This window comes from Agathobaculum sp. Marseille-P7918 (genome assembly GCF_964248325.1).
Taxonomy (GTDB): Bacteria; Bacillota; Clostridia; order Oscillospirales; family Butyricicoccaceae; genus Agathobaculum.
Genome location: NZ_CAXTXI010000001.1, coordinates 535,867 through 556,540, shown reverse-complemented (window position 1 = coordinate 556,540; position 20,674 = coordinate 535,867). Strand labels below are relative to the sequence as shown.

General features: G+C 55.9%; 21 protein-coding genes, 1 pseudogene and 1 other annotated feature. Of the genes and pseudogenes, 17 read left to right on the top strand and 5 right to left on the bottom strand.

The window, feature by feature from the left end; genetic code table 11:
- Positions 1–9: 9 nt before the first annotated feature.
- From ACESSO_RS02805 to ACESSO_RS02740, 14 genes and pseudogenes are all read left to right on the top strand, one after another.
- Positions 10–4,386 carry a PolC-type DNA polymerase III gene (locus tag ACESSO_RS02805; RefSeq protein ID WP_373163518.1) on the top strand — a complete coding sequence of 1,459 codons (4,377 nt, stop codon included), beginning with the start codon at positions 10–12 and terminating at the stop codon, positions 4,384–4,386.
- A gap of 30 nt (positions 4,387–4,416) precedes the next feature.
- Positions 4,417–4,761 carry a DUF6054 family protein gene (locus ACESSO_RS02800; protein WP_373163517.1) on the top strand — a complete coding sequence of 115 codons (345 nt, stop codon included), beginning with the start codon at positions 4,417–4,419 and terminating at the stop codon, positions 4,759–4,761.
- 2 nt (positions 4,762–4,763) lie between these two features.
- Positions 4,764–5,729 (top strand): DUF1835 domain-containing protein, encoded by a 966-nt coding sequence (locus ACESSO_RS02795; RefSeq protein ID WP_373163516.1) that lies wholly within the window; start codon positions 4,764–4,766, stop codon positions 5,727–5,729.
- Positions 5,730–5,791: 62 nt separating this feature from the next.
- Positions 5,792–6,748 (top strand): annotated as a pseudogene (gene hisZ, locus ACESSO_RS02790) (ATP phosphoribosyltransferase regulatory subunit); the annotation flags it as partial.
- Between the two features lie 9 nt (positions 6,749–6,757).
- Complete coding sequence (gene hisG, locus ACESSO_RS02785; protein WP_373163623.1) at positions 6,758–7,426, top strand: ATP phosphoribosyltransferase; 669 nt, start codon at positions 6,758–6,760, stop codon at positions 7,424–7,426.
- 1 nt (position 7,427) lies between these two features.
- Complete coding sequence (hisD, locus tag ACESSO_RS02780; RefSeq protein ID WP_373163515.1) at positions 7,428–8,729, top strand: histidinol dehydrogenase; 1,302 nt, start codon at positions 7,428–7,430, stop codon at positions 8,727–8,729.
- Positions 8,716–9,291 carry an imidazoleglycerol-phosphate dehydratase HisB gene (gene hisB, locus ACESSO_RS02775; RefSeq protein ID WP_373163514.1) on the top strand — a complete coding sequence of 192 codons (576 nt, stop codon included), beginning with the start codon at positions 8,716–8,718 and terminating at the stop codon, positions 9,289–9,291. The genes hisD and hisB overlap by 14 nt, the downstream gene beginning before the upstream one ends.
- Positions 9,291–9,908 (top strand): imidazole glycerol phosphate synthase subunit HisH, encoded by a 618-nt coding sequence (gene hisH, locus ACESSO_RS02770; protein WP_373163513.1) that lies wholly within the window; start codon positions 9,291–9,293, stop codon positions 9,906–9,908. Before hisB ends, hisH begins: the two co-directional genes overlap by 1 nt.
- Positions 9,905–10,618: a 1-(5-phosphoribosyl)-5-[(5-phosphoribosylamino)methylideneamino]imidazole-4-carboxamide isomerase gene (hisA, locus tag ACESSO_RS02765; protein ID WP_373163512.1), complete on the top strand. Its 714-nt coding sequence runs from the start codon at positions 9,905–9,907 to the stop codon at positions 10,616–10,618. Before hisH ends, hisA begins: the two co-directional genes overlap by 4 nt.
- Complete coding sequence (gene hisF, locus ACESSO_RS02760; protein ID WP_373163511.1) at positions 10,618–11,382, top strand: imidazole glycerol phosphate synthase subunit HisF; 765 nt, start codon at positions 10,618–10,620, stop codon at positions 11,380–11,382. The genes hisA and hisF overlap by 1 nt, the downstream gene beginning before the upstream one ends.
- A 3-nt stretch (positions 11,383–11,385) precedes the next feature.
- Positions 11,386–11,718 carry a phosphoribosyl-AMP cyclohydrolase gene (hisI, locus tag ACESSO_RS02755; protein WP_373163510.1) on the top strand — a complete coding sequence of 111 codons (333 nt, stop codon included), beginning with the start codon at positions 11,386–11,388 and terminating at the stop codon, positions 11,716–11,718.
- Positions 11,719–11,849: 131 nt separating this feature from the next.
- Entirely contained in the window at positions 11,850–12,173 is a 324-nt protein-coding gene (gene hisE, locus ACESSO_RS02750; RefSeq protein ID WP_373163509.1) for a phosphoribosyl-ATP diphosphatase, read from the top strand.
- Positions 12,174–12,476: 303 nt separating this feature from the next.
- Complete coding sequence (locus tag ACESSO_RS02745; RefSeq protein WP_373163508.1) at positions 12,477–13,385, top strand: C39 family peptidase; 909 nt, start codon at positions 12,477–12,479, stop codon at positions 13,383–13,385.
- An 82-nt stretch (positions 13,386–13,467) separates the two neighbouring features.
- On the top strand, positions 13,468–13,947 hold the full coding sequence (locus ACESSO_RS02740) for a pyridoxamine 5'-phosphate oxidase family protein (protein ID WP_373163507.1): 480 nt from the start codon (positions 13,468–13,470) through the stop codon (positions 13,945–13,947).
- Between the two features lie 73 nt (positions 13,948–14,020).
- Here the strand turns inward: ACESSO_RS02740 and ACESSO_RS02735 are convergent, their stop codons facing one another.
- From ACESSO_RS02735 to ACESSO_RS02715, 5 genes are all read right to left on the bottom strand, one after another.
- The gene (locus ACESSO_RS02735; protein WP_373163506.1) at positions 14,021–14,620 is read right to left on the bottom strand and encodes an NAD(P)H-dependent oxidoreductase; all 600 of its coding nucleotides are present in this window, start codon (positions 14,618–14,620) and stop codon (positions 14,021–14,023) included.
- A 6-nt stretch (positions 14,621–14,626) separates the two neighbouring features.
- Positions 14,627–15,034 carry a zinc-ribbon domain-containing protein gene (locus tag ACESSO_RS02730; protein WP_373163505.1) on the bottom strand — a complete coding sequence of 136 codons (408 nt, stop codon included), beginning with the start codon at positions 15,032–15,034 and terminating at the stop codon, positions 14,627–14,629.
- A 103-nt stretch (positions 15,035–15,137) separates the two neighbouring features.
- Positions 15,138–15,770: a flavin reductase gene (locus ACESSO_RS02725; protein ID WP_373163504.1), complete on the bottom strand. Its 633-nt coding sequence runs from the start codon at positions 15,768–15,770 to the stop codon at positions 15,138–15,140.
- Positions 15,771–15,886: 116 nt separating this feature from the next.
- Entirely contained in the window at positions 15,887–16,225 is a 339-nt protein-coding gene (locus ACESSO_RS02720; protein WP_373163503.1) for a DUF4363 family protein, read from the bottom strand.
- A 1-nt stretch (position 16,226) separates the two neighbouring features.
- Positions 16,227–16,901 carry a DUF421 domain-containing protein gene (locus ACESSO_RS02715; RefSeq protein ID WP_373163502.1) on the bottom strand — a complete coding sequence of 225 codons (675 nt, stop codon included), beginning with the start codon at positions 16,899–16,901 and terminating at the stop codon, positions 16,227–16,229.
- 152 nt (positions 16,902–17,053) lie between these two features.
- Positions 17,054–17,304: a binding site (T-box leader), on the top strand.
- A 52-nt stretch (positions 17,305–17,356) separates the two neighbouring features.
- Between ACESSO_RS02715 and ilvB the strand changes: the two genes are divergently transcribed.
- Genes ilvB through ilvC form a run of 3 tightly spaced genes read left to right on the top strand, consistent with a single transcriptional unit; the run spans position 17,357 to position 20,570 of the window.
- Positions 17,357–19,021 (top strand): biosynthetic-type acetolactate synthase large subunit, encoded by a 1,665-nt coding sequence (gene ilvB, locus ACESSO_RS02710; protein WP_373163501.1) that lies wholly within the window; start codon positions 17,357–17,359, stop codon positions 19,019–19,021.
- A 16-nt stretch (positions 19,022–19,037) separates the two neighbouring features.
- A complete protein-coding gene (ilvN, locus tag ACESSO_RS02705) occupies positions 19,038–19,514 on the top strand; it encodes an acetolactate synthase small subunit (protein ID WP_373163500.1) in 477 nt (158 codons plus the stop codon).
- 60 nt (positions 19,515–19,574) lie between these two features.
- Entirely contained in the window at positions 19,575–20,570 is a 996-nt protein-coding gene (ilvC, locus tag ACESSO_RS02700; RefSeq protein WP_373163499.1) for a ketol-acid reductoisomerase, read from the top strand.
- Positions 20,571–20,674 lie beyond the last annotated feature (104 nt).

Here is a 20,674-nt window from a genome sequence, read left to right as displayed (position 1 = left end):
ACGGTCAAATTGGCTGGTAAACTGATAGACTTATTTCAAAACTGTAAATTGTTGACGGAAGAACAGCACCTCGCCTCAGGCGAGGTGCGTTCTCTCGCGTTTGGAGATAATAACACGGTCATGGTGGTCGAGCTGGACCTGAAGCAGGTCGTCAGCCGAAAGACGCTTGCCAAGGCGGAAAAGCAGATTGCAAAGCAGTATGGTTTGAGCCGCGTGTGTATTGAGCCGCGTTATACCATGCCGGACGGCTTGACAGACGCGTATATCCGTTCGCTTTACGAGGATATGGCGTTTCGTATGCCGTCTGCGCGCGGTCTGCTCGATTGCGGCAAGTGGCAATATACGGACGGCGCGCTGCAAATCCCGATGGATGAGGTCAGCGAGCGGCACTTTGCAAACGCGTTGCGCCATTTGGAAGCGCGCATTCTGCGCGAGCTTGGTGCACCCTGTCCGGTGCATGCCGTACGGGCGGAAGTCTGTGATTTTGTGCCGGCCTCCGACGCGCCGCAGCGCGAGGAAATTTTGCAGAAGGCAATCGAACAGGCGGCGGCAGAGACTCCTGCCGAGCCAAAACCCAAAAAGCCGCGTCCTGCACCGAGGCAGGAGCATACCGGTTATCAGCGTCCGCGCGCGGAAAAGGTGCGCGAGGATGATTTGATTTTCGGAAAGCTGATGCAGGACCCCATTATTTCGGTCAACGAAGCGATTGCGGCGTACGATATGGTCACCATTCAGGGCGAGGTATTCTTTACCGACAACAAGGATATCCACAGCAAAAAGACCGGCAAGGACTATGTCAAAATCGCCTTTGATATGACCGACCGCACGAATTCTGTGCGCGTGTCCAAGTTCCTTGCTGCGGACAAAGCGGGCGATACGGCATCCAAGATTAAAAACGGTCTGTACTGCACGGTACAGGGCAAGATGGTGTATGATTCCTACGCCAAAGAGATGGTTTTGGAGCCGACCGGCATTGTCAAGGCGAAAAAGCCGGTGCGGCAGGACAAGGCCGAAGGCATGAAGCGTGTCGAGCTGCATCTGCATACCAACATGAGCGCAATGGATGGTATGACCTCGACGGCGGCGCTGCTGTGCCGCGCGGCGCAGTGGGGCCACCGCGCAATGGCGATTACCGATCACGGCGTGGCGCAGGCGTTTCCCGAAGCACTGCACGCACAGGAGGGCAAGCAGAAAAGCATCATCGGGGATATGAAGATTATCTACGGTATCGAGGCGTATTACATTAACGATGAGGACACGCTTTCGGTGGTGCGTGGCAAGTCGGCTGAGCCGCTGACCGGCACGTTCATTGTCTTTGACTTGGAAACCACGGGACTGAATCCCGCAAGCGAGGAAATTACCGAAATCGCGGCGGTACGCATCGTGGACGGCGCGATTCAGGACAGCTTCCAAACCTATGTCAACCCGCATAAGCCCATTCCCGAGGAAATCACCAAGCTGACCGGCATTTCGGATGAGACGGTTGCAGACGCACCCGAGCTTGCCGAGGCCGTGCCGCAGTTCCTTGCGTGGGCGGGCGAGGGAAAATATCCGCTTGTCGCGCACAACGCAGGCTTTGACATGGGCTTTTTGCGCACGGCCTGCAAACGGCTGGAAATCGAGCGGGATTTTACCGCTATCGACACGCTGGAAATGAGCCGCCTGATGCTCCCGCATCTGCATAAGTTCAAGCTCAACATTCTGGCGAAAGAGCTGGCAGTCGGCCCGTTTGAGCATCACCGCGCAAGCGAGGATGCGGCCGTGCTGGGGCGAATTTTTGTAAAGCTGCTCGCGCGGCTCAAAGACGAGCTGCACGCAGTCACGACGGCGGACATCAATCCGGTTCTCGCCGCGACAACCGACCGTAAAAACAAGCTGAAAAACCTGCCGCGCTATCACTTTATCATTCTGGTGAAAAATCAGGCGGGACTGCGCAACCTGTATCAGCTCATTTCCAAGAGCTTTCTGGAATACTACAATAAGCGCCCGATTATGCCGCGCAGTGAGCTGATTCGCCATCGTGAAGGGCTGATTTTTGGTTCGGCGTGCGAAGCGGGCGAGGTGTTCCGGGCGCTGACAAATGGCGCGGAGTGGGATGAGCTCAAACGGCTTGCGTTCTTCTATGATTATCTGGAAATCCAGCCAATCGGCAACAACCAGTTTATGATTGCCAAAGGCATGGCAAAGGATGACGAGCAGCTGCGCGACTGGAATCGGGATATCCTGCGGCTGGCCGATGAGTTGGGCAAACCCTGCTGTGCGACCGGTGATGTGCATTTCCTCGAACCCGAGGATGAGGCGTTCCGCCGCATCCTGATGGCGGGACAGGGCTTCGGTGACGCGGACAATCAGGCGCCGCTGTATTTCAAATCCACCGACGAGATGCTCAAGGAGTTTTCCTACCTCGGCGAGGACCGTGCATATGAGGTTGTGGTCAAGAACACCAATATGATTGCGGATATGTGTGACGTGATTCGTCCAGTGCCGCGCGAAAACTATCCGCCGCACATCGACGGCTGCGAGGACGACCTTCGCAATATGTGCTATGAAAAGGCAAAGCGTATTTACGGCGACCCGCTGCCCGAAATGGTGCAGGCGCGGCTTGACCGTGAGCTGAATTCCATCATTGGCAACGGCTACGCGGTGATGTATATCATCGCGCAAAAGCTGGTGACAAAGTCGCTTGCGGACGGTTATCTCGTTGGCTCGCGTGGTTCGGTCGGCTCGTCGCTGGCGGCGTTTATGTCGGACATCACCGAGGTAAACTCGCTCGCGCCGCATTATCTGTGTCCGGATGACAAATACGTTGAGTGGCATGAGGAATATTCCTGCGGCGTCGACCTGCCGGACAAAATCTGTCCGAATTGCGGTAAGCCCCTGACCAAACAGGGATTCAATATTCCGTTTGAGACGTTTCTGGGGTTTGAAGGTGATAAGGTACCCGATATCGACCTGAATTTTGCGGGCGAGTATCAGTCGCGCATCCATTATTATACAGGCGAGATTTTTGGGCACGACCATGTATTCCGCGCGGGTACGATTGGTACGGTTGCGGAAAAAACCGCTTACGGCTATGTCAAAAAGTACATGGACGAGCGCGGTATCGAGTGCTCGCGCGCGGAGGAAAACCGTCTTGCGGCAGGCTGCACGGGCGTGCGCCGTACTTCGGGCCAGCACCCCGGCGGCGTGGTTGTTGTGCCCAAGGAAATCGAGATTTACGATGTCTGTCCGGTGCAGCATCCGGCAGATGACCCGGATTCGGACATCATCACCACCCATTTTGAATATCACTCCATCGACGCGAACCTCTTGAAGCTCGACGAGCTGGGACACGATGACCCGACCATGATTAAGCATCTGGAAAACCTGACCGGCGTCAATGCACAGGAGATTCCGCTCGACGACCCGGATACCATGAGCCTGTTCCATTCGTGCAAGGCGCTCAAGTACACGGGCGAAAACCCGGACACCGACCCGATTCTGGGCGACCTTGGCTGTCTGGCGGTGCCGGAGTTTGGTACCAAGTTCGTGCGCGGCATGGTCAAGGAGACGCATCCCTCGACCTTTGCCGAGCTGGTTTCGATTTCCGGTCTGTCGCACGGCACGGACGTATGGCTGGGCAACGCGGCAGAGCTGGTCCGTAAGGGGATCCCACTGTCCGGCTGTATCTGCTGTCGTGACGATATCATGAACTATCTGATTTTGCAGGGCGTGCAGCCCAAGCTGTCGTTTAAGACGATGGAATCGGTTCGTAAGGGCAAAGGCTTGACCGAGGAAATGGAAGGCGCGATGCAGGAGCAGAACGTGCCGGATTGGTACATTGACTCATGCAAGAAAATCAAGTACATGTTCCCCAAAGCACACGCGGTGGCGTATGTCATGATGGCATTTCGTATCGCATGGTTCAAGGTGCATCGACCGCTTGCGTTCTATTCGGCGTACTTTTCGGTGCGTGCCAAGGGCTTCGATGCTTCGTGCATGATTAAAGGGGATAAGGTTGTGCAGGACAAGCTGCGCGAGCTGGCAGTCAAGGAAAAGGAAAAAACCATCACCGCAGCAGAAAAGGAAATGTCCACCACGCTCGAGGTCTGCCACGAGTTTTACCGCCGCGGCTTTGTGTTCGAGCCGATGGATATTTACACATCAGACGCGACGACTTTTCTGGTAACCGAAAACGGGCTGATTCCGCCGTTTACCTCGATGCCCGGTATCGGTGAACAGGCGGCGCAGAACATTGTGGAGGAGCGCAAAAACGGCAAATTCCTCTCGGCGGAAGAGCTGACCGTACGCTGTCCCAAGGCATCCAAGGCGGTTGTCGAGCTGCTTGACCAGATTGGCGCACTCGGCTCGATGCCCAAGACCACCCAGATTTCACTGTTTGCATAAAACTGCGGACAATAAAAGGAGGATACCACCATGGCTAAGTATGAACAACATCTCACCGGTGACTTTGATGCATTTCTGGATTACTTATTTGACGGTATCATGAATGGCAGTGCGTCCGCTTCCTATGAGGACGGCAGCGAGTGGACAGCGGATGGCGTGCGTGTGGCGGTGCGCGTGTTTGAGCGGTACAGCTGGACGGGCAGCAATCGCGTGAGCCTCAATCTGACGCTCGCGGGCAGCGGGAACCAGCTGTTCCTGTCTGCGATTACCTCAGGCGGCAGTCAGGCGGTATTCTGGAAAATCAACACCATGGGCGAGGAGAGTTTTCTGGACAAGGTCATCGAACTGGCTGAAAGCTACAGCGGAGGTGCATGACCGTGTACTGGATTTGTTTCGGGGACAGTGCGAAGGGCTGCCTCGCAATGGCGCGTAAAGCCATGGAACCCTCTTTGAATGTGGAGCAGATTCTTGCGCTTTCGGATGACTATTCACAGGGCGATATCCGGGACGTGACCGACCGCGCCGCGCGCGTGGATATCCTGACGCCGTGGCACGGCGACCCGGAGCTGGATGATAAATGGCAGGCTGAGTATCAGGCGCGGCACTGGGCCACACTCGAGCAGTTGGACGAGGTGGATGAGGCGGTCATCTGGTATGCGGGCGGCAACGCTTTGGAGCAATGCGGCCTGCGGTATGTGGTCGGCCGCTTGTATCGAAAGCATATTCCGGTGTGGGTGGTCGAGGTAGACTGGGTGCCGGTACAGGAATTTTCCAAAGCGACGCCGATTGACCGGAATGCAGGCGTTTGGGGTATTGTTAGTGACAGTCGATTGATGAATGCTGTATTCCGTCTGATGCCACAGTTCATGCTCCGACGATATGCGGCGCGGATAGACCGCCGCAGCCGGGAGGCACGGCAAAAGGCATCGCCGCGTGCAGGTATGGTTTATTATTCAACGGTAGGGGAGGCCGAGCCTGAAATTCTGCCCTACTTCTACAAGCGCCGCCGTCAGCTGACCGAGACCGAGCAGGCCGCGCTCCTGACGGAATGGACGCGCATGCAGGAGGAAAACACGCCGCTTCGCGCGATGGTGAACGGCAAAGTGCAGTCGGTGCCCGAAGATTATTACGATGAAACCATTTTATCCTGTGTGCCGGAGGAGGAAAGCCGCGCCGCCATGACGGTCGGTAAAGCGCTGGCCAAGCTCGCCGAGACAGGTAACCGAGTCAGCGATATGCTGATTTTTTCGCGTATCCGCGCGCTGGGCGCGGCGGGGCAACTGGAGATTGTACAGGACGGCGCGACATACCGCGATATGACCATCTGCAAAATCAGGGGTTGACAGATGACATACAGGTATGGTATTATTTTAGCGCGATAAAGTAATAAAGGGGTTTTGCGGTTATGAACCGTTTTCGTATTTCTACTCCCGAGGGGACACGCGATTTGCTGTTTGCTTCCTGCCGTGCACTGCGGCAGACCGAGCACGCGATCCGTACCGCGCTGGAGGGCTGTGGATACAGTGAAGTGATTACGCCTGCGGTTGAGTATTTCGATGTGTTTGCGCAGGCAAACCCGGAGCTTGATCAGGAGAATATGCTCAAGATTATTGACCGATCGGGGCGTATCTGCGTGGCGCGGCCGGACAATACTACGCCGATTGCCCGCATTGCGGCGACTCGGCTGGACGACGCGGCGCTGCCTGTGCGGTTGTATTACAGCCAGAAAGTGTTTCGCTCGGTCGTCGGCGGACATGGGCACAAGGGGGAGTTCCTGCAGGTCGGTGCGGAGTTCATCGGAGCAGATGGTCTGGAAGCCGACAAGGATATTCTGTCGGCAGCCTTTGGTGCGCTGACAGGTACCGGTGCGGACAGTTTCCGTATTGAGCTGGGCCATGCGGAAATCTATAAGGCGCTTATCGAAGAACTGGGCGTGGATGCGCAGACGGCGGAGAGCATTCGCCGGTTGATTGAAAACAAGTCTTTTGCAGCGCTGGGGGATGCGCTTGCGCCTTACGGTGAGCGGCCCGCGGCCAAAGCGCTGGGCGCAATGCCGCAGCTGTTCGGCGGCATCGAGGTGCTTGACCAGGTTGAGGCCCTGACCGGCAATGTGCGTGTGCTCGGCGCGGTGTCCTATCTGCGTCGGCTGTACAAGGCGCTGGATGAAGCGGGCTACGGCAGCCGCATCATGATCGACCTTGGTCTGGTGCATGAGATGGATTATTATACCGGCGTGATGTTCCGCGGCTATATCGGCGGTGCGGGCGCGGCCATTCTGTCGGGCGGACGATACAATGCGCTGTGTGCCAAATTCGGCAAGGATCTGCCCGCAGGCGGCTTTGGTATCGACGTGGAGAGCGTCGCGGAGAGCTTGCAGGGAGCGGCACGCCCGGAGGCAGCGACCCGCCGCGATACCGTACGCATCGCACTGACCAAGGGACGGCTGGAAAAGAAAACACTTTCGCTGCTCAAAGCGGCGGGCTATGATATCTCCGAGCTGGAAGCCGGCTCACGCAAGCTGATTTTCGCTCTGCCGGATGCAGGTGTAGAGATTGTGCTGGCCAAGGCGGCAGACGTTATCACCTATGTCGAGCATGGTGTGTGCGACATGGGTGTGGTCGGCAAGGATACAATCATGGAAAAGGGCGGCAGCTTCTATGAGATGGTCGACCTTGGTTTCGGCAAGTGCCGCTTCGCGCTGGCGACCAAAAAGGGCAAGGACGTGTACGGCGGCTATAAAACGCCGGTCATTGCGACCAAGTATCCGGCGGTGACCAAGGCCTTCTTCAACAAGAAGAATATGGATGTGGAAACCATTAAAATTGAAGGTTCGGTAGAACTTGCGCCGCTGCTGGAGCTGGCTGATGCAATTGTCGATATCGTCGAGACCGGCACGACGCTCAAGGAGAACGGCCTTGAGGTTATCGAGGATGTCGCGCCCATCTCGGCACGTGTTATCGTCAATCTGGCGAGTGCAAAGATGAAAAAAGCCGCTATCCAGCAGGTGATTTCCGATCTGGAAAGCGGTTTGGAGGGATAATATGTTTTTAAAAACCGTGATTGCGGACGGGCAGGCCGAGCAGACCGTTATCCGCGAGATGAAGGCGCGCGCGGCAGGTGCGCGGGGAGATATCGAGCAGACCGTCCGCTCGATTATGGACGATGTGCAGGCGCGTGGCTGGGATGCGGTTTGTGAATACGCGAAGAAATTCGACAAGCGCGAGCCGTACATCATCATGCCCGAGCAGCTCGATGCGGCTTATGCTGCCTGTTCGCCCGCGCTGATTACCGCGCTTGAGAAGGCGGCGGCCAATATCCGCGACTATCACGAGCAGATGCTCGCCAAGTCGTGGGAATGGAAGCGCAGCGAGGGCGAAATCCTTGGTCAAACCGTGCGCGGGCTTGCGCGCGTCGGCCTGTATGTGCCGGGCGGCACGGCGGCCTATCCGTCGAGCGTGCTGATGAACGCAGTGCCTGCCAAGGTTGCAGGCGTGGGTGAGCTGATTATGGTGACCCCGCCGACGGAAAATCTCTCGAATGAAGTGTTGGCAGCGGCGAAAATCGCGGGTGTGGATACCGTTATTGCGATCGGCGGCGTGCAGGCAATTGCTGCGCTGACCTACGGAGCAGGTTTTATCCCACAGGTGGATAAGATTGTCGGCCCGGGTAATGCTTTTGTGGCGGCGGCGAAAAAGCTGGCCTTCGGCACGGTGGATATCGATATGATCGCCGGACCAAGTGAGGTGCTGGTGATCGCCGACCACACGGCCAATCCCACTTGGGTCGCGGCCGATCTCTTGAGTCAGGCTGAACACGATAGGCTGGCTTCCGCCGTGCTGCTGACCGATTCGATGGCGCAGGCACAGGCGATTTCGTGCGAAATGGAGCGGCAGGCGAAGCTGCTGCCGCGTTATGACATCATCAAGGAAAGCGTACAAAATTACGGCTGCGCGATTGTGTTTGATGATTTGAAGGATGCCTGCAAAATGGCGGATGTCGTCGCGCCCGAGCATCTGGAGGTCGTGACGGCAAATCCGCGTGAATGGTTGCCATATCTGCACAATGCAGGCGCAATTTTCCTCGGTCAGTACGCGCCCGAGCCGCTTGGCGACTATATGGCAGGCCCTTGCCATGTGCTGCCGACCTCGGGGACGGCGCGGTTTTTCTCGCCGCTCTCGACCGATACGTTTTTGAAGAAAACCAGCGTGATTGAGTATACGCGTGACGCACTTGCGGGTTATGCACAGGATATCATTGCGCTGGCGCAGAGCGAACATCTGGATGCGCATGCGAACTCCATTGCAGTGCGCTTTTCGGAGGAGGATGAGAATGAGAAAGGCTGAAATTACACGCAAAACCAAAGAGACCGGCATCACGCTTTCGCTTGATTTGGAGGGCGGTGAGCGTAAGATTGATACCGGTATCGGCTTTTTTGACCATATGCTGAACAGCTTTGCTGTGCACGGCGGCTTTGGCCTGACGCTCATCTGCAAGGGCGACCTTGAGGTCGACGGCCATCACACGGTCGAGGACTGTGGCATTGTGCTCGGACAGGCGCTCGCGCAGTGCTTGGGAGACAAGGCGGGTATCGCGCGCTTCGGGCAGGCATTTGTGCCGATGGACGAGGCACTCGGCTTTTGCGCGCTGGATATTTCCGGCCGTCCGTATCTGGTGTTTGACGCGCCTATGCCGCAGCCGATGTGCGGGACGTATGACACCTGCCTGACGGTGGAATTCATGCGCGCGCTCGCGGTGAACGCAGGATTGACGTTACATCTCAAGGCCGAATACGGCGAAAATGCGCACCACATCACCGAAGCGCTGTACAAGGCGCTTGCGCGGGCGCTCAAACAGGCGGTTACGGTGACGGGCGGCGGCGTGCTGAGCGCAAAAGGAGTGCTGTAATGAGCTATATCGCAATTGTGGACTACGGTGCGGGCAATCTGATGAGCGTGCACAATACGCTGGATTTTTTGGGCTATGAGAATAAAGTTGCGGACACCCCTGCGGTGATTGAACAGGCTTCCGGCGTGATATTACCGGGCGTGGGCGCATTTCCGGATGCAATGGACGCACTGCACGCTTCGGGACTGACCGACGCGGTGCTGCGCGCAGCGGAAGAAAAGCCGTTTTTGGGTATTTGTCTCGGCATGCAGATGCTGTTTGAGGAGTCGGATGAGGTGCGGCCCTGTAAAGGTCTTGGACTGCTGCCCGGCCGCATCGAGCGTATCCGGACCGAGCTTAAGCTGCCGCAGATTGGCTGGAATGCGCTGGAGGTGCTGCGTCCGAACGCAATGACCGAGGGCGTTGCGAGCGGGGACTATGTGTATTTTGTGCATAGCTTCATGGCGTGTCCGGCAGAGGAAAGCGATTTGGCCGCCGTAACCGACTACGGCGCACAGGTACCCGCAATGGTAGCGCGCGGTAATCTGTTTGGCTGCCAGTTTCATCCGGAAAAAAGTGGGAAAGTTGGACTTTTCATGCTTCAAAACTTTGCAAAACTGACGGAGGTGGGGAAATGAAGTTTATCCCGGCGATTGATTTGAAGGACGGACAGTGTGTGCGTCTGAAAAAGGGCGATTACGATACTGTACACAAGGTGGCTGAGGACGCAGTTGAGACGGCACGAAAGTTTATGGCGGCGGGCGCAACCATGATCCACATGGTTGATTTAGACGCGGCGAAAGACGGATCGCATGCCAACTACGGTGTGGTCGAGCGCGTCATCCGTGAAACCGGCGCAACCGTTGAGCTGGGCGGCGGCGTTCGTTCGATGCAGGATGTCGAAGCTGTTCTTGCGTTGGGCGTCAAGCGCGTCATCATTGGCTCCGCGGCGGTGCGCAACCCGCAGTTTGTGGCTGAAGCCGTCAAAAAATACGGCGATAAGATTGCGGTCAGCATTGATGCGAAATCTGAGACCGTGCGTACGGACGGCTGGCTGGGCGACAGCGGCGAGAACTACATTTCGTTTGCCGAGCGTATGGAATCCTACGGCGTCAAGACGATTATTTTTACCGACATCGACAAGGATGGTATGCTGGCCGGTCCGAACTTTGATCAGCTGGCCGCACTGCGTGCGACCGTATCCTGCCGTATCGCAGCGTCGGGCGGTGTGTCCACGCTGGAGGATATTCGCCAGCTCAAGCGGCTGGGAATTGATGCGGCGGTTGCGGGCAAGGCGGTTTACACGGGAAAACTGGATCTGTCGGCGGCGATTAAGGAGGCCGAATAATGCTGGCCAAACGCATCATTCCCTGTCTGGACGTCAAGGATGGACGGGTGGTTAAGGGGGTCAACTTTGTCGGCCTGCGCGATGCAGGCGATCCGGTGGAGCTGGCCAAATTCTATTCGTCGGAGGGTGCGGACGAAATCGTATTCCTCGATATTACGGCCACAAGTGACGGCCGCGACACGATTGCGGATGTGGTGCGCCGCACCTGCCGTGAGGTATTTGTGCCGGTTACTGTGGGCGGCGGCATCCGCACAGTGGATGATTTCCGCGATATTCTGCGCGCGGGCGCGGACAAGATTTCGGTTAATTCCGCAGCGGTGAAAAATCCCGGCTTAGTGGATGCTGCTGCAGAAAAATACGGCAGCCAGTGTGTGGTCGTGGCCATCGACGGCCGCCGAACGGGGAAAACACCGTCGGGCTTTGAGGTATACGTTGCAGGCGGCCGCACGCCGACCGGTATAGATGCGGTCGCGTGGGCGCGTGAGGTATATGAGCGCGGAGCGGGTGAGATTTTGCTCACCTCGATGGACAAGGACGGCACGAAAAGCGGCTTCGATTTGGAACTGACGCGCGCGGTTGTGGATGCGGTCGGCATCCCGGTGATTGCGTCGGGTGGCTGCGGTGCGCTTGACCACTTTTCCGAGGTGTTCGAGCAAACGGGCTGCGATGCAGCGCTGGCCGCCAGCCTGTTTCACTACGGTGAGCTGACCGTGGGCGAGGTTAAGGCCCACCTGCGCGAAAAAAACATTCCGGTGAGGTTGTAAATCATGGATTTGAGCAAGTTTTTTGTGAAGGCGCCGCTGATTCCGGTTATCTGTCAGGATGAGCGAAACGGCGAGGTGCTCATGCTGGGCTATGCCAACGAGGAAGCCCTCAAGCTGACGATGGACACCGGCACAGCATGGTTTTTCTCGCGCTCACGACAGAAGCTGTGGAACAAGGGTGAGACTTCGGGCAACTTCATTTTTGTGCGCAAAATTCTGTCCGATTGCGATGATGACACGCTGATCTATGTCGGCACCCCCAAGGGACCGGTTTGTCACACGGGTAACCGTACCTGCTTCTATACCACTCTGTGGGAGAAAGGGGAGCAGACATAATGGCGTTCCCTTTGGTGTCCGTGGTAGGCTTTGTGGTCGGTGCCGTCGTGGTGATTGCGCTGATTGCGGCGCTCGTGCTGCTGGTGACCAAGCGGCAGTGAGCAGAGAAAATGATAAGGAGGACGAATAACATGAATTCGTTTGAACAGATGGAGGCGGTTATTGCGCAGCGCCGTGCAGAGCCGCAGGAGAATTCCTATACTTGCTACCTGTTTGAAAAAGGATTGGATAAAATCCTTAAAAAGGTGGGTGAGGAGTGCGCAGAGACCATCATTGCCGCGAAAAACGGTGATAAAGAGGAGTTGGTCGGTGAGATCAACGACGTGTTTTACCACATGATGGTAATGATGAACGAGTGCGGCGTGACGCTCGCGGATGTGTGCGCAGAGATGGATGTACGCGCGCAGAAGATAGGCAATCTCAAGCAGTTCCACGTATCCGATCACAATACCTGACTGTACAACCGAACAAATCCCTTTCCTGCATCGTGTATTTTTTAGGAATGCGCGCGGCCGCTGTCAGAAAACCGGGCGGACAAGCGTATGACAAGCAGGAGGAGAATCATTCCCCCGAAATTTGCAGAATTCCTGCAACGATTCGGGGGTTTTTTGACTCTTAATAAATGAGAACACTTTGATGCATCCATCAGGGCTTCGGAAATCTTAAGATTTTTGGCGGCTAAATCGCAAGAAAGCTCTGTTATGCTGAATACATCAGGTGCAGGCTGTCCCAGAGGGAGCCGGGAAGGGGAAAACAATATGACAACTCGTTATGCTACGGTACAAATGGAAACTTCTGCGAAACGTATCGCGCCGCGCCCGGTTCAGCGGCGTACCCGCCGCAAAACGAGAAAACGGCGCAAACCGATCCGCTTGCTGCTCGTGCTGTTTTTGCTGGGGATGGCAATCTGGTTTGTACTGCGCGCTGTGACGGGTGGATTGGCTGTGATGCGCTGGCAGATAGATGGCGTGGAGGATGTAAAAAGCGGTACTGCGTTGTCGATTTTCCGTTTGTCGCTGTCCGACGGCCGCGCGAGCAAGATTTTGCAGCATCCGGAAAATTATCCGCCTGCATTGCTTGAGATGCTTGCGGGAAACAATGAAACGCTGGACTTTGTGCTGGGCTATCCGGAGCACCATGCGGACGCGCCCGCGGAAAGTCTGACCGAGTCGCTGGATACGGTTCCGCTTTTGCTGCAATGGGACAGACGCTGGGGATATCAGGCATATGGAAGCAGCACAATCTCGGTCAGTGGCTGTGCGCCCACCAGCCTTGCGATGGCGGCAGCATACCTGACGGAGGACAGCACCGTAACGCCGTACCGCGTTGCGCGCTATGCTGCGGAACACGGGTATTACATATCGGGGCAGGGGACAAGCTGGTCTCTTTTCAGCGATGGAGCGGGCGCATTCGGTATCAGCTGCCGACAGCTTTCGCTGGATAAAATGCAGATTGATGCAGCGCTTGACGCGGGCCAACCGGTAATTTGCTCGATGCTGCCGGGCGATTTCACAACCGAAGGGCATTTTATTGTGCTGGCGGGCCGCACAGAGGACGGCGAGTATCTGGTGCGTGACCCAAACAGTGTTAAGCGCAGCGAAAAAACATGGTCCTACGACCGATTATCCGGACAGATCGCCGCTTTATGGGCTTGCTCACGTGCATAAGGAGAGAACGGTATACATTTGCATCCCTTTTGCTTGCCTGTTGCCGGGAAACATGGTATGCTTGTGTTGAGGTGAAAGAATCATGCGCAGAAAAGACAGAGAAATCACAGGACGGGAGAATATCGAGCCGGTTTTGCAGGCGTGCAAAACCTGTCGCTTGGCAATGATTGCGGACGGCGCGCCGTATGTGATCCCGCTTAATTTTGGTTATACATGGGATGAAAGCGGACTGACCCTCTATTTCCACAGCGGTATCAAGGGAAAGAAAATCGACGCGCTGCGTGCCGACCCGCGCGTGTGCTTCGAGGTGGATACCGAGATGGGCGTGACCGGCGAAGGTGATCTGGCCTGTCGGTACAGTTATGCGTTTTCCTCTGTTGTAGGCTATGGCAGCGTGCAGTTTGCGCAGAATAATGAGGAGAAACGGCGCGGGTTTGATGTGATTATGCAGCACCAGACCGGTCGCGACGGCTGGAGCTATACCGATGCCGCTCTGTCTGTGGCAGAGGTGTTCTGGGTGCACGCGGATTCGTTTGAAGGCTCGCAAAAGCTGCCCAAATGATACAATATTGTGCAAATGAAAAACGCCGGAGGCCAATTGGTCTCCGGCGTTTTGCCGCTTTCAGAGGGAACGGTTATTCCCAGAAGTGCTGCGCGATGTCGTCTGCCTGCGCTTCAGCTGCACAGAGCAGTGCTTCCGCATTGTTGCCGACGATGTCCAGCCCTTCTGCGGCGAGTGTGTCAAAGCGTCCGTGGCTGAGCAGTTTGCAGATGGATAGCAGATAAGCGGAAGCGTGGTCAGTGAGCACAGGGTCGCGGTTATCCACTACACCGCCGCGCGTGGTGACGTAAACAAACCGCTGCAGGCGGCAGTCTCCCACGGGATAATTGTCGCTGCCATAGTGGAAGGTCAGACCGGTCACGCACAAATGCTCCAGATAGGTTCGCACCATGGACGGCACGCCCATGTCCCAGAACGGGCAGGCCAGCACAACAGCGTCCGCCGCTTTGAACTGGTTGGCGAGTGCGAAGAACGGCGTGTCGAATGCGCCGGCAGCGGATAGTGCATCGCGCTCGGCAATGTCGTCAGCGCCGTAAGGTGTCAGATGCAGCGCGGAAAGCTGCAGTACCTCAATTTCTGCATCCGGGATACGGCTGACAAGCCGCCGCGCCAGCCGTAGGGAGCGGGATGCATCTCCACGGATGCAGCCGTTGACAAACAGAACTTTTTTCATAACTGATTACTCCTTTGGCAAAGCCTTTCCGCATTTGCGGCAAAAGGCAAAATCACTTTGTACCGGTGCGCCACAGTAGGGGCAGAAGCTGCTGCCCGAGGAATGCGTATCGAGGGTGTTTTCCGGTTTGTCGCCAAAATACCGGTTGAGTGGATCGGGTTCCTCAGTATCATCCGTGATATCAAATTCGGAATAACGGTTTTTACCGGTAGCATTTTTGAAGTTGTAAACGGCGTTGCATATGCCGATGATGATAAACAACACGCCGAACAACGGGAAGATGATGCCGACCGGGCCGAAGCCTTGTGTCATAGAGGCGGCAAGCACCGTCCAGAAGATGCCGAAAATGATGCCGAATACAGAGCCAAAACCACCCATCATGGAGGGGCCGCGGCCGGGTTTGATGCTTTTCATGTTACTCCACCTGCCTTTGCTTCATCATAGCACAGGGAGCGTCAAAAGACAAGAAAACCGCTCCTTTTTTTAAAAGGAGCGGCAAAAGAGAGTCCGGAGGCGTTTAGGCTTCGCTTCGCTTGACAAATTTACTGCGCGGAGCGCGGCAGATTGGGCAGACATAGTCGTCCGGGATGGTATCATCCAGCCGGACATAGCCGCAGACCGTGCATTTCCAGCCGGCATCCGGACCAACTTCATGATAGACGGGTGCTGCGGGGGGCGCGTCTTTTCCGCGGCTTTCGAGCGCTTTTACGGTCAGGCAGTCACCGTCGGCAAGCACCTCAGCGTCGACCAGTTCGCAGACAAACAGCGTGTATGAGCCGATGGCCACCGTTTCAGTCACACGCAGGCTCAGACGGGACACCATGCCCTCGCGCAGCCAAGGACAGCCGTTTTCGTCCTTCTCAAACGGGAAAGCAGAAAATTTATCAATCGCGCGGCCGGATTTATAGCCGAACTCATTGACGATTTTCTCGTCCGCATCCTGCGCAAGAAGGGTGACGGCGGCAACGCCGGACTTTTTGAGCGCAGCGCCGGTGGCGGAATCGTTGTTGAGGGACAATGTGAACTTCGGCGGGCGGGAAGAGGTCACCTGATGCAGAGAATTGATGATGCAGCCGAAATTTTTGCCATCGGCCGCAGTGGAAATCAGAGAAAGACTGTAATCGAGCTTTTTATAGGCGGCGTTATTCATAAAGCAGCTCCCTTTCCTTTATTGAAAATGATTACTAATTACAAATAAATATTATCACATAAGAAAGAGAAATGCTATATCAAAACTTACAAAGTTTCAGGGTGGAATTTGGGAAATCACAACAGGTTGATAAGGCTGGGACGCTCCAGCTCGGGTAAATGGTTTAATTGTGCAAGCAGTTCCGTGCAATCGAGCAGGAAATCCTCTGAACTTTCGGACTCATGTGCGGCAAGCACGCGGTCGAACAGGCGGTCCGCCTGATCAATTTCGTCGTGAAGCAGCAGAGAGCCAAGCAAAAGCTGCGCGCTGTCCCAGTGCTGGTGTGCTTTGTCCAGCTCGCCCGCTTCAATTTCACGGATAATGCTGCCGGTGACCCGCTCTACCGTATGCAGACTCCACCAGCTGCCCCAGATGAGCAGCACCAGAAGCAGCAGGGCAATGCAAAGACGCCGCATATCAGCGTTTCTCCTTTCTTTGGATGAAGCTGTTGCCGCAGTCGTCCAACGTCATCAGAAATACGTCGGATACGGCAAGGCTTTGGTTCCGCAGCCGGTTTTCAATGTCTTTGGGATCGAGCTGCAGCAGGTGCAGCGAGCGGCGCACCAGCTTGCCGTCGGATACGACGACCAGCGGAAGACCAGTGTCCTTGGGGGTGATGCCCAGCATCTCAGCCGTGACCGGCTGCTGCGGCTGCTTGAGAATCACAGACAGCGTGCCGTCCGGCTCAATGACGCCATATTTGACGTCGGACACGGAGGACACATTTTGCTTGCGCAGCGTTTCGATGATTTCATCGGTTGTCAGACGCATTTCGCGCAGCTTGGGGATGTCCAGCCGCCCGCCACGGATGATAATGGCGGGCTGACCGTTGAGCAGCCGCCGGAATGTGCGGCTTTTCAGCGCAATCCAGCTGAGCAGGATTTCGAGCACGATGAGCGTGGCGATGGGGACCAGTCCAGCGAACATCGGGATACCCAGATCCTGCATGGGAACCGCTGCCAGATCGGAGACCAGAATGGTGATGACCAGTTCGGACGGGTCCAGCTCACCGATCTGGCGTTTGCCCATCAGGCGGACTGCCGCGATGACTGCAAAGTATAGAATCAGCGTACGAAGCAGGGGAACAGCCATGTCTCGGCCTCTTTTCTATCAGAATTTACCGGTAGTATGGCACAAAAACGGAAGAATATACCCGGACAGGAATTTAACAAAGTAAAATACGAAAAAGTTGTTGACAATCGCTGTAAGCGGATTTATAATATGAATTACATTTTGAACAACGCAAGTTGGCGATGACCGGAAAAGTAGCGTCTGGAATCCAAAAGAGAGAGCCGCCGGGTGGTGCAAGGCGGTGGAGGAAGGAAAGTGCGAAAGTCCTCCGTGAGCCGAGCGTCTGAAATGGGATGAAATAAGGCCCTGTGTAAGGCGCTCCGCGTGATCTGCGTTAAGGGATCAAGTGAGTGGCCGCAGTATGCAATCCAATGATACGCGGCAAAAAGAGTGGTACCGCAGAGGAATGGTCTTTGTCTCTTTGTAGAGACAGAGGCTTTTTTATTTTGTGATTTGAGGAAAGGAGGCGGATTCGCATGGTAAAGAATGGTTCTGAGATTTTGGTGGAAGCGCTGGTAGAGCAGGGAGTCGATACGATTTTCGGGTATCCGGGCGGCGCGGTCCTCAACATCTATGATGCGCTTTACAAAAACAGCGACCGCATTCGACATATTTTAACCGCCCATGAGCAGGGGGCAGCCCACGCAGCCGACGGTTATGCGCGCGCGACCGGTAAGGTTGGCGTGTGTCTGGCGACGAGCGGCCCGGGTGCAACCAATCTGGTCACGGGCATTGCAACGGCTTACATGGATTCTATTCCGATGGTTGCCATCACCGGCAACGTCGGTACGAGCCTGATTGGACGCGATTCCTTTCAGGAGGTTTACATCGCCGGTATCACCATGCCGATCACCAAGCACAACTTTGTCGTGCGTCATGTGGAGGAACTGGCCGATACCATTCGCAGCGCATTCCGCATCGCAGCATCCGGCCGGCCCGGTCCGGTATTGATCGACATTCCGAAGGATGTCACAAGCGCGGAGTGCGAATATATTCCGGCCCCCAAGGTCGAGGTTCATGAGACATATGATGTAACGACGGAGCAGCTGGAAACAGTTGCCGGTATGATCGCGCAGGCGGAGCGCCCGATTATTTATTATGGCGGTGGCGTGGAGACGGCAAATGCCGGTGCGGCGCTGCTCGAGTTGATGCGTCGGGCGGATATCCCTTCTGCGCACACTATGATGGCAATTGGCTGCATTCCGGACACCGAGCCGCTGAGTCTGGGTCTGGTCGGTATGCACGGCACGGTTTCGGCGGCTTGGGCGGTGGAACGGAGCGACCTGCTGATCTGTATCGGTGCGCGTTTCTCCGACCGTGTGGCAACCAACCCGCGGCGCTTTGCCCCCAAGGCGAAGATTGTACATATTGACATTGACGCGGCCGAGATCAATAAGAACATCGGCGTGGATTATTCGGTGGTCAGCGATGCAGAGAACTTCCTCGAAGCGCTGCTGCCGTACGTAAAGGAAGCAAAGCACGATGCATGGCGCGCACAGATTGCCGAGTGGCACAAAACGCTTGACTATGTGCCCAAGGATGATGACAGCGTTATCCATCCGCATCAGTTGCTGCGCACGCTGTACGATATGATCGGGGATGACGCAATCGTTGTGACCGATGTCGGTCAGCATCAGCTGTGGTCGGCACAGTATAACCGCTGCCGTAAGGTGCGTCATTTCCTGACCTCGGGCGGCTTGGGTACAATGGGATTTGGTTACGGCGCAGCAATGGGCGCACAGGTAGCTTTCCCGGAAAAGACGGTGGTCCACATCACGGGCGACGGTTCGTTCCATATGAATCTCAACGAGCTGTGTACATCGGTCACCTATAACCTGCCGATTATCACGATTATTATGAACAACAACGTGCTGGGTAATGTGCGTCAGTGGCAGACCATGTTCTATGAAAAGCGCTATTCCCAGACCAATCTGTATCGTAAGACCGATTATATCAAGCTTGCCGATGCGTTTGGCGGACGCGGTTTCCGCGTGACCAATATTGCGGAGCTGCGTGCGGCGCTGGCGGATGCGCTTGAGCGCACCGGTCCGGTGCTGATCGATTGCCGCATCGACAAGGATGAGCGCGTTCTGCCCATGATTCCCGCGGGCGGCACGGTGGACGATATCGTAGCGGACTGAGAAAGGAGAAACTATCATGGAAAAATATATCCTTTCTGTGACCGTGCAGAATAACGCGGGCGTACTGGCGCGCGTGTCCAGCCTGTTTGGCCGCCGCGGCTATAACATTGATTCGCTGACTGTGTCGGCGACCACCGACCCCAAGATTTCCCGCATGTCCATTATCGTGCAGGGCGACGAACCCATTCTTGAGCAGATCATCAAGCAGCTGCTTAAGCTGGAAGAGGTGCAGCGTGTCGATCATTTGCAGGAGGATGATTCCTGCTGCAGTGAGTTGGTATTTGTCAAGCTCCGTGCAGAAACCGGCAGTGAGCGTGATGCCATCCGGCAGCTGTGTGAGCTATATGATGCACATATTGTGGAGTCCACCGAACAGTCGATGATTGTCGAGCTGTCCGAGGTGCCCAGCCGCATCGATGCGTTTCTGGACGTTATCTCCAACTTTGAAGTGGTGGAGATGAGCCGTTCGGGTGTTACCGCTATTGAGAAGTAACGGTGGCATATTCAATTTGTTTTCCTAATTTCATTTATACATATTTAGGAGGAGTTAAAAATGGTAAAGATGTTCTATGATTCGGACTGCAACCTGTCCCTGCTGGACGGCAAGACCGTTGCTATCATCGGTTTTGGTTCTCAGGGCCATGCACATGCGATGAACCTGAAGGATTCGGGTGTCAATGTTGTCGTTGGCCTGCGTCCGGGCTCCAAGCATGAAGCAAAGGCAAAGGATTACGGCCTGACCGTTATGACGCCGGCTGACGCTGCTGAGGCAGGCGACATCATTATGATGCTGGTTCCGGATGAGAAGCAGGCGGACATCTATAAGGAGTCTATTGCGCCGCACCTCAAGCCGGGCAACTGCCTCGCATTTGCGCACGGCTTCAATATCCACTTCAAGCAGATCGTTCCGCCGGCAGACGTTGACGTTATCATGATCGCGCCGAAGGGCCCGGGTCACATCGTTCGTCGTACCTATACTGAGGGTCAGGGCGTTCCGGATCTGGTATGCGTACATCAGGATGCAACCGGCAAGGCGATGGATATCGCACTGGCTTATGCCTGCGGTATCGGCGGCGGCCGTGCGGGCATTCTGGAGTCCACCTTCAAGACCGAGACCGAGACCGACCTGTTCGGTGAGCAGGCGGTTCTGTGCGGCGGCGTTTGCGAGCTGATGAAGGCTGGCTTTGAGACGCTGGTTGAAGCGGGCTACGCTCCGGAGAACGCTTACTTTGAGTGTGTGCATGAGATGAAGCTGATCGTTGACCTGATCAACGAGGGCGGCTTTGCCAAGATGCGTTACTCCATCTCCGACACTGCGGAGTATGGCGATTACCGCACCGGCAAGCGCATCATCACCGAGGAGACCCGCAAGGAAATGAAGAAGATCCTGCGCGAAATCCAGGACGGCACCTTTGCTTCCGAGTGGATTCAGGAGAACAGAGCGGGCGGTCGTGCACGTTTCCTGGCAACCCGTGAGCTGGAGGCAAATACCCAGCTTGAGGAGACCGGCAAGAAGCTGCGCGGCATGATGAGCTGGCTGAAAAAGTAAAAAATACTGCGCACAGGCGGGCGGGTTTCCGCCCGCCTGTTTCGCAAAAGAGGAGGAAATCCCCGTGTCCAAAAGAAGTGACAATATCACTGCGGGCGCAGAGC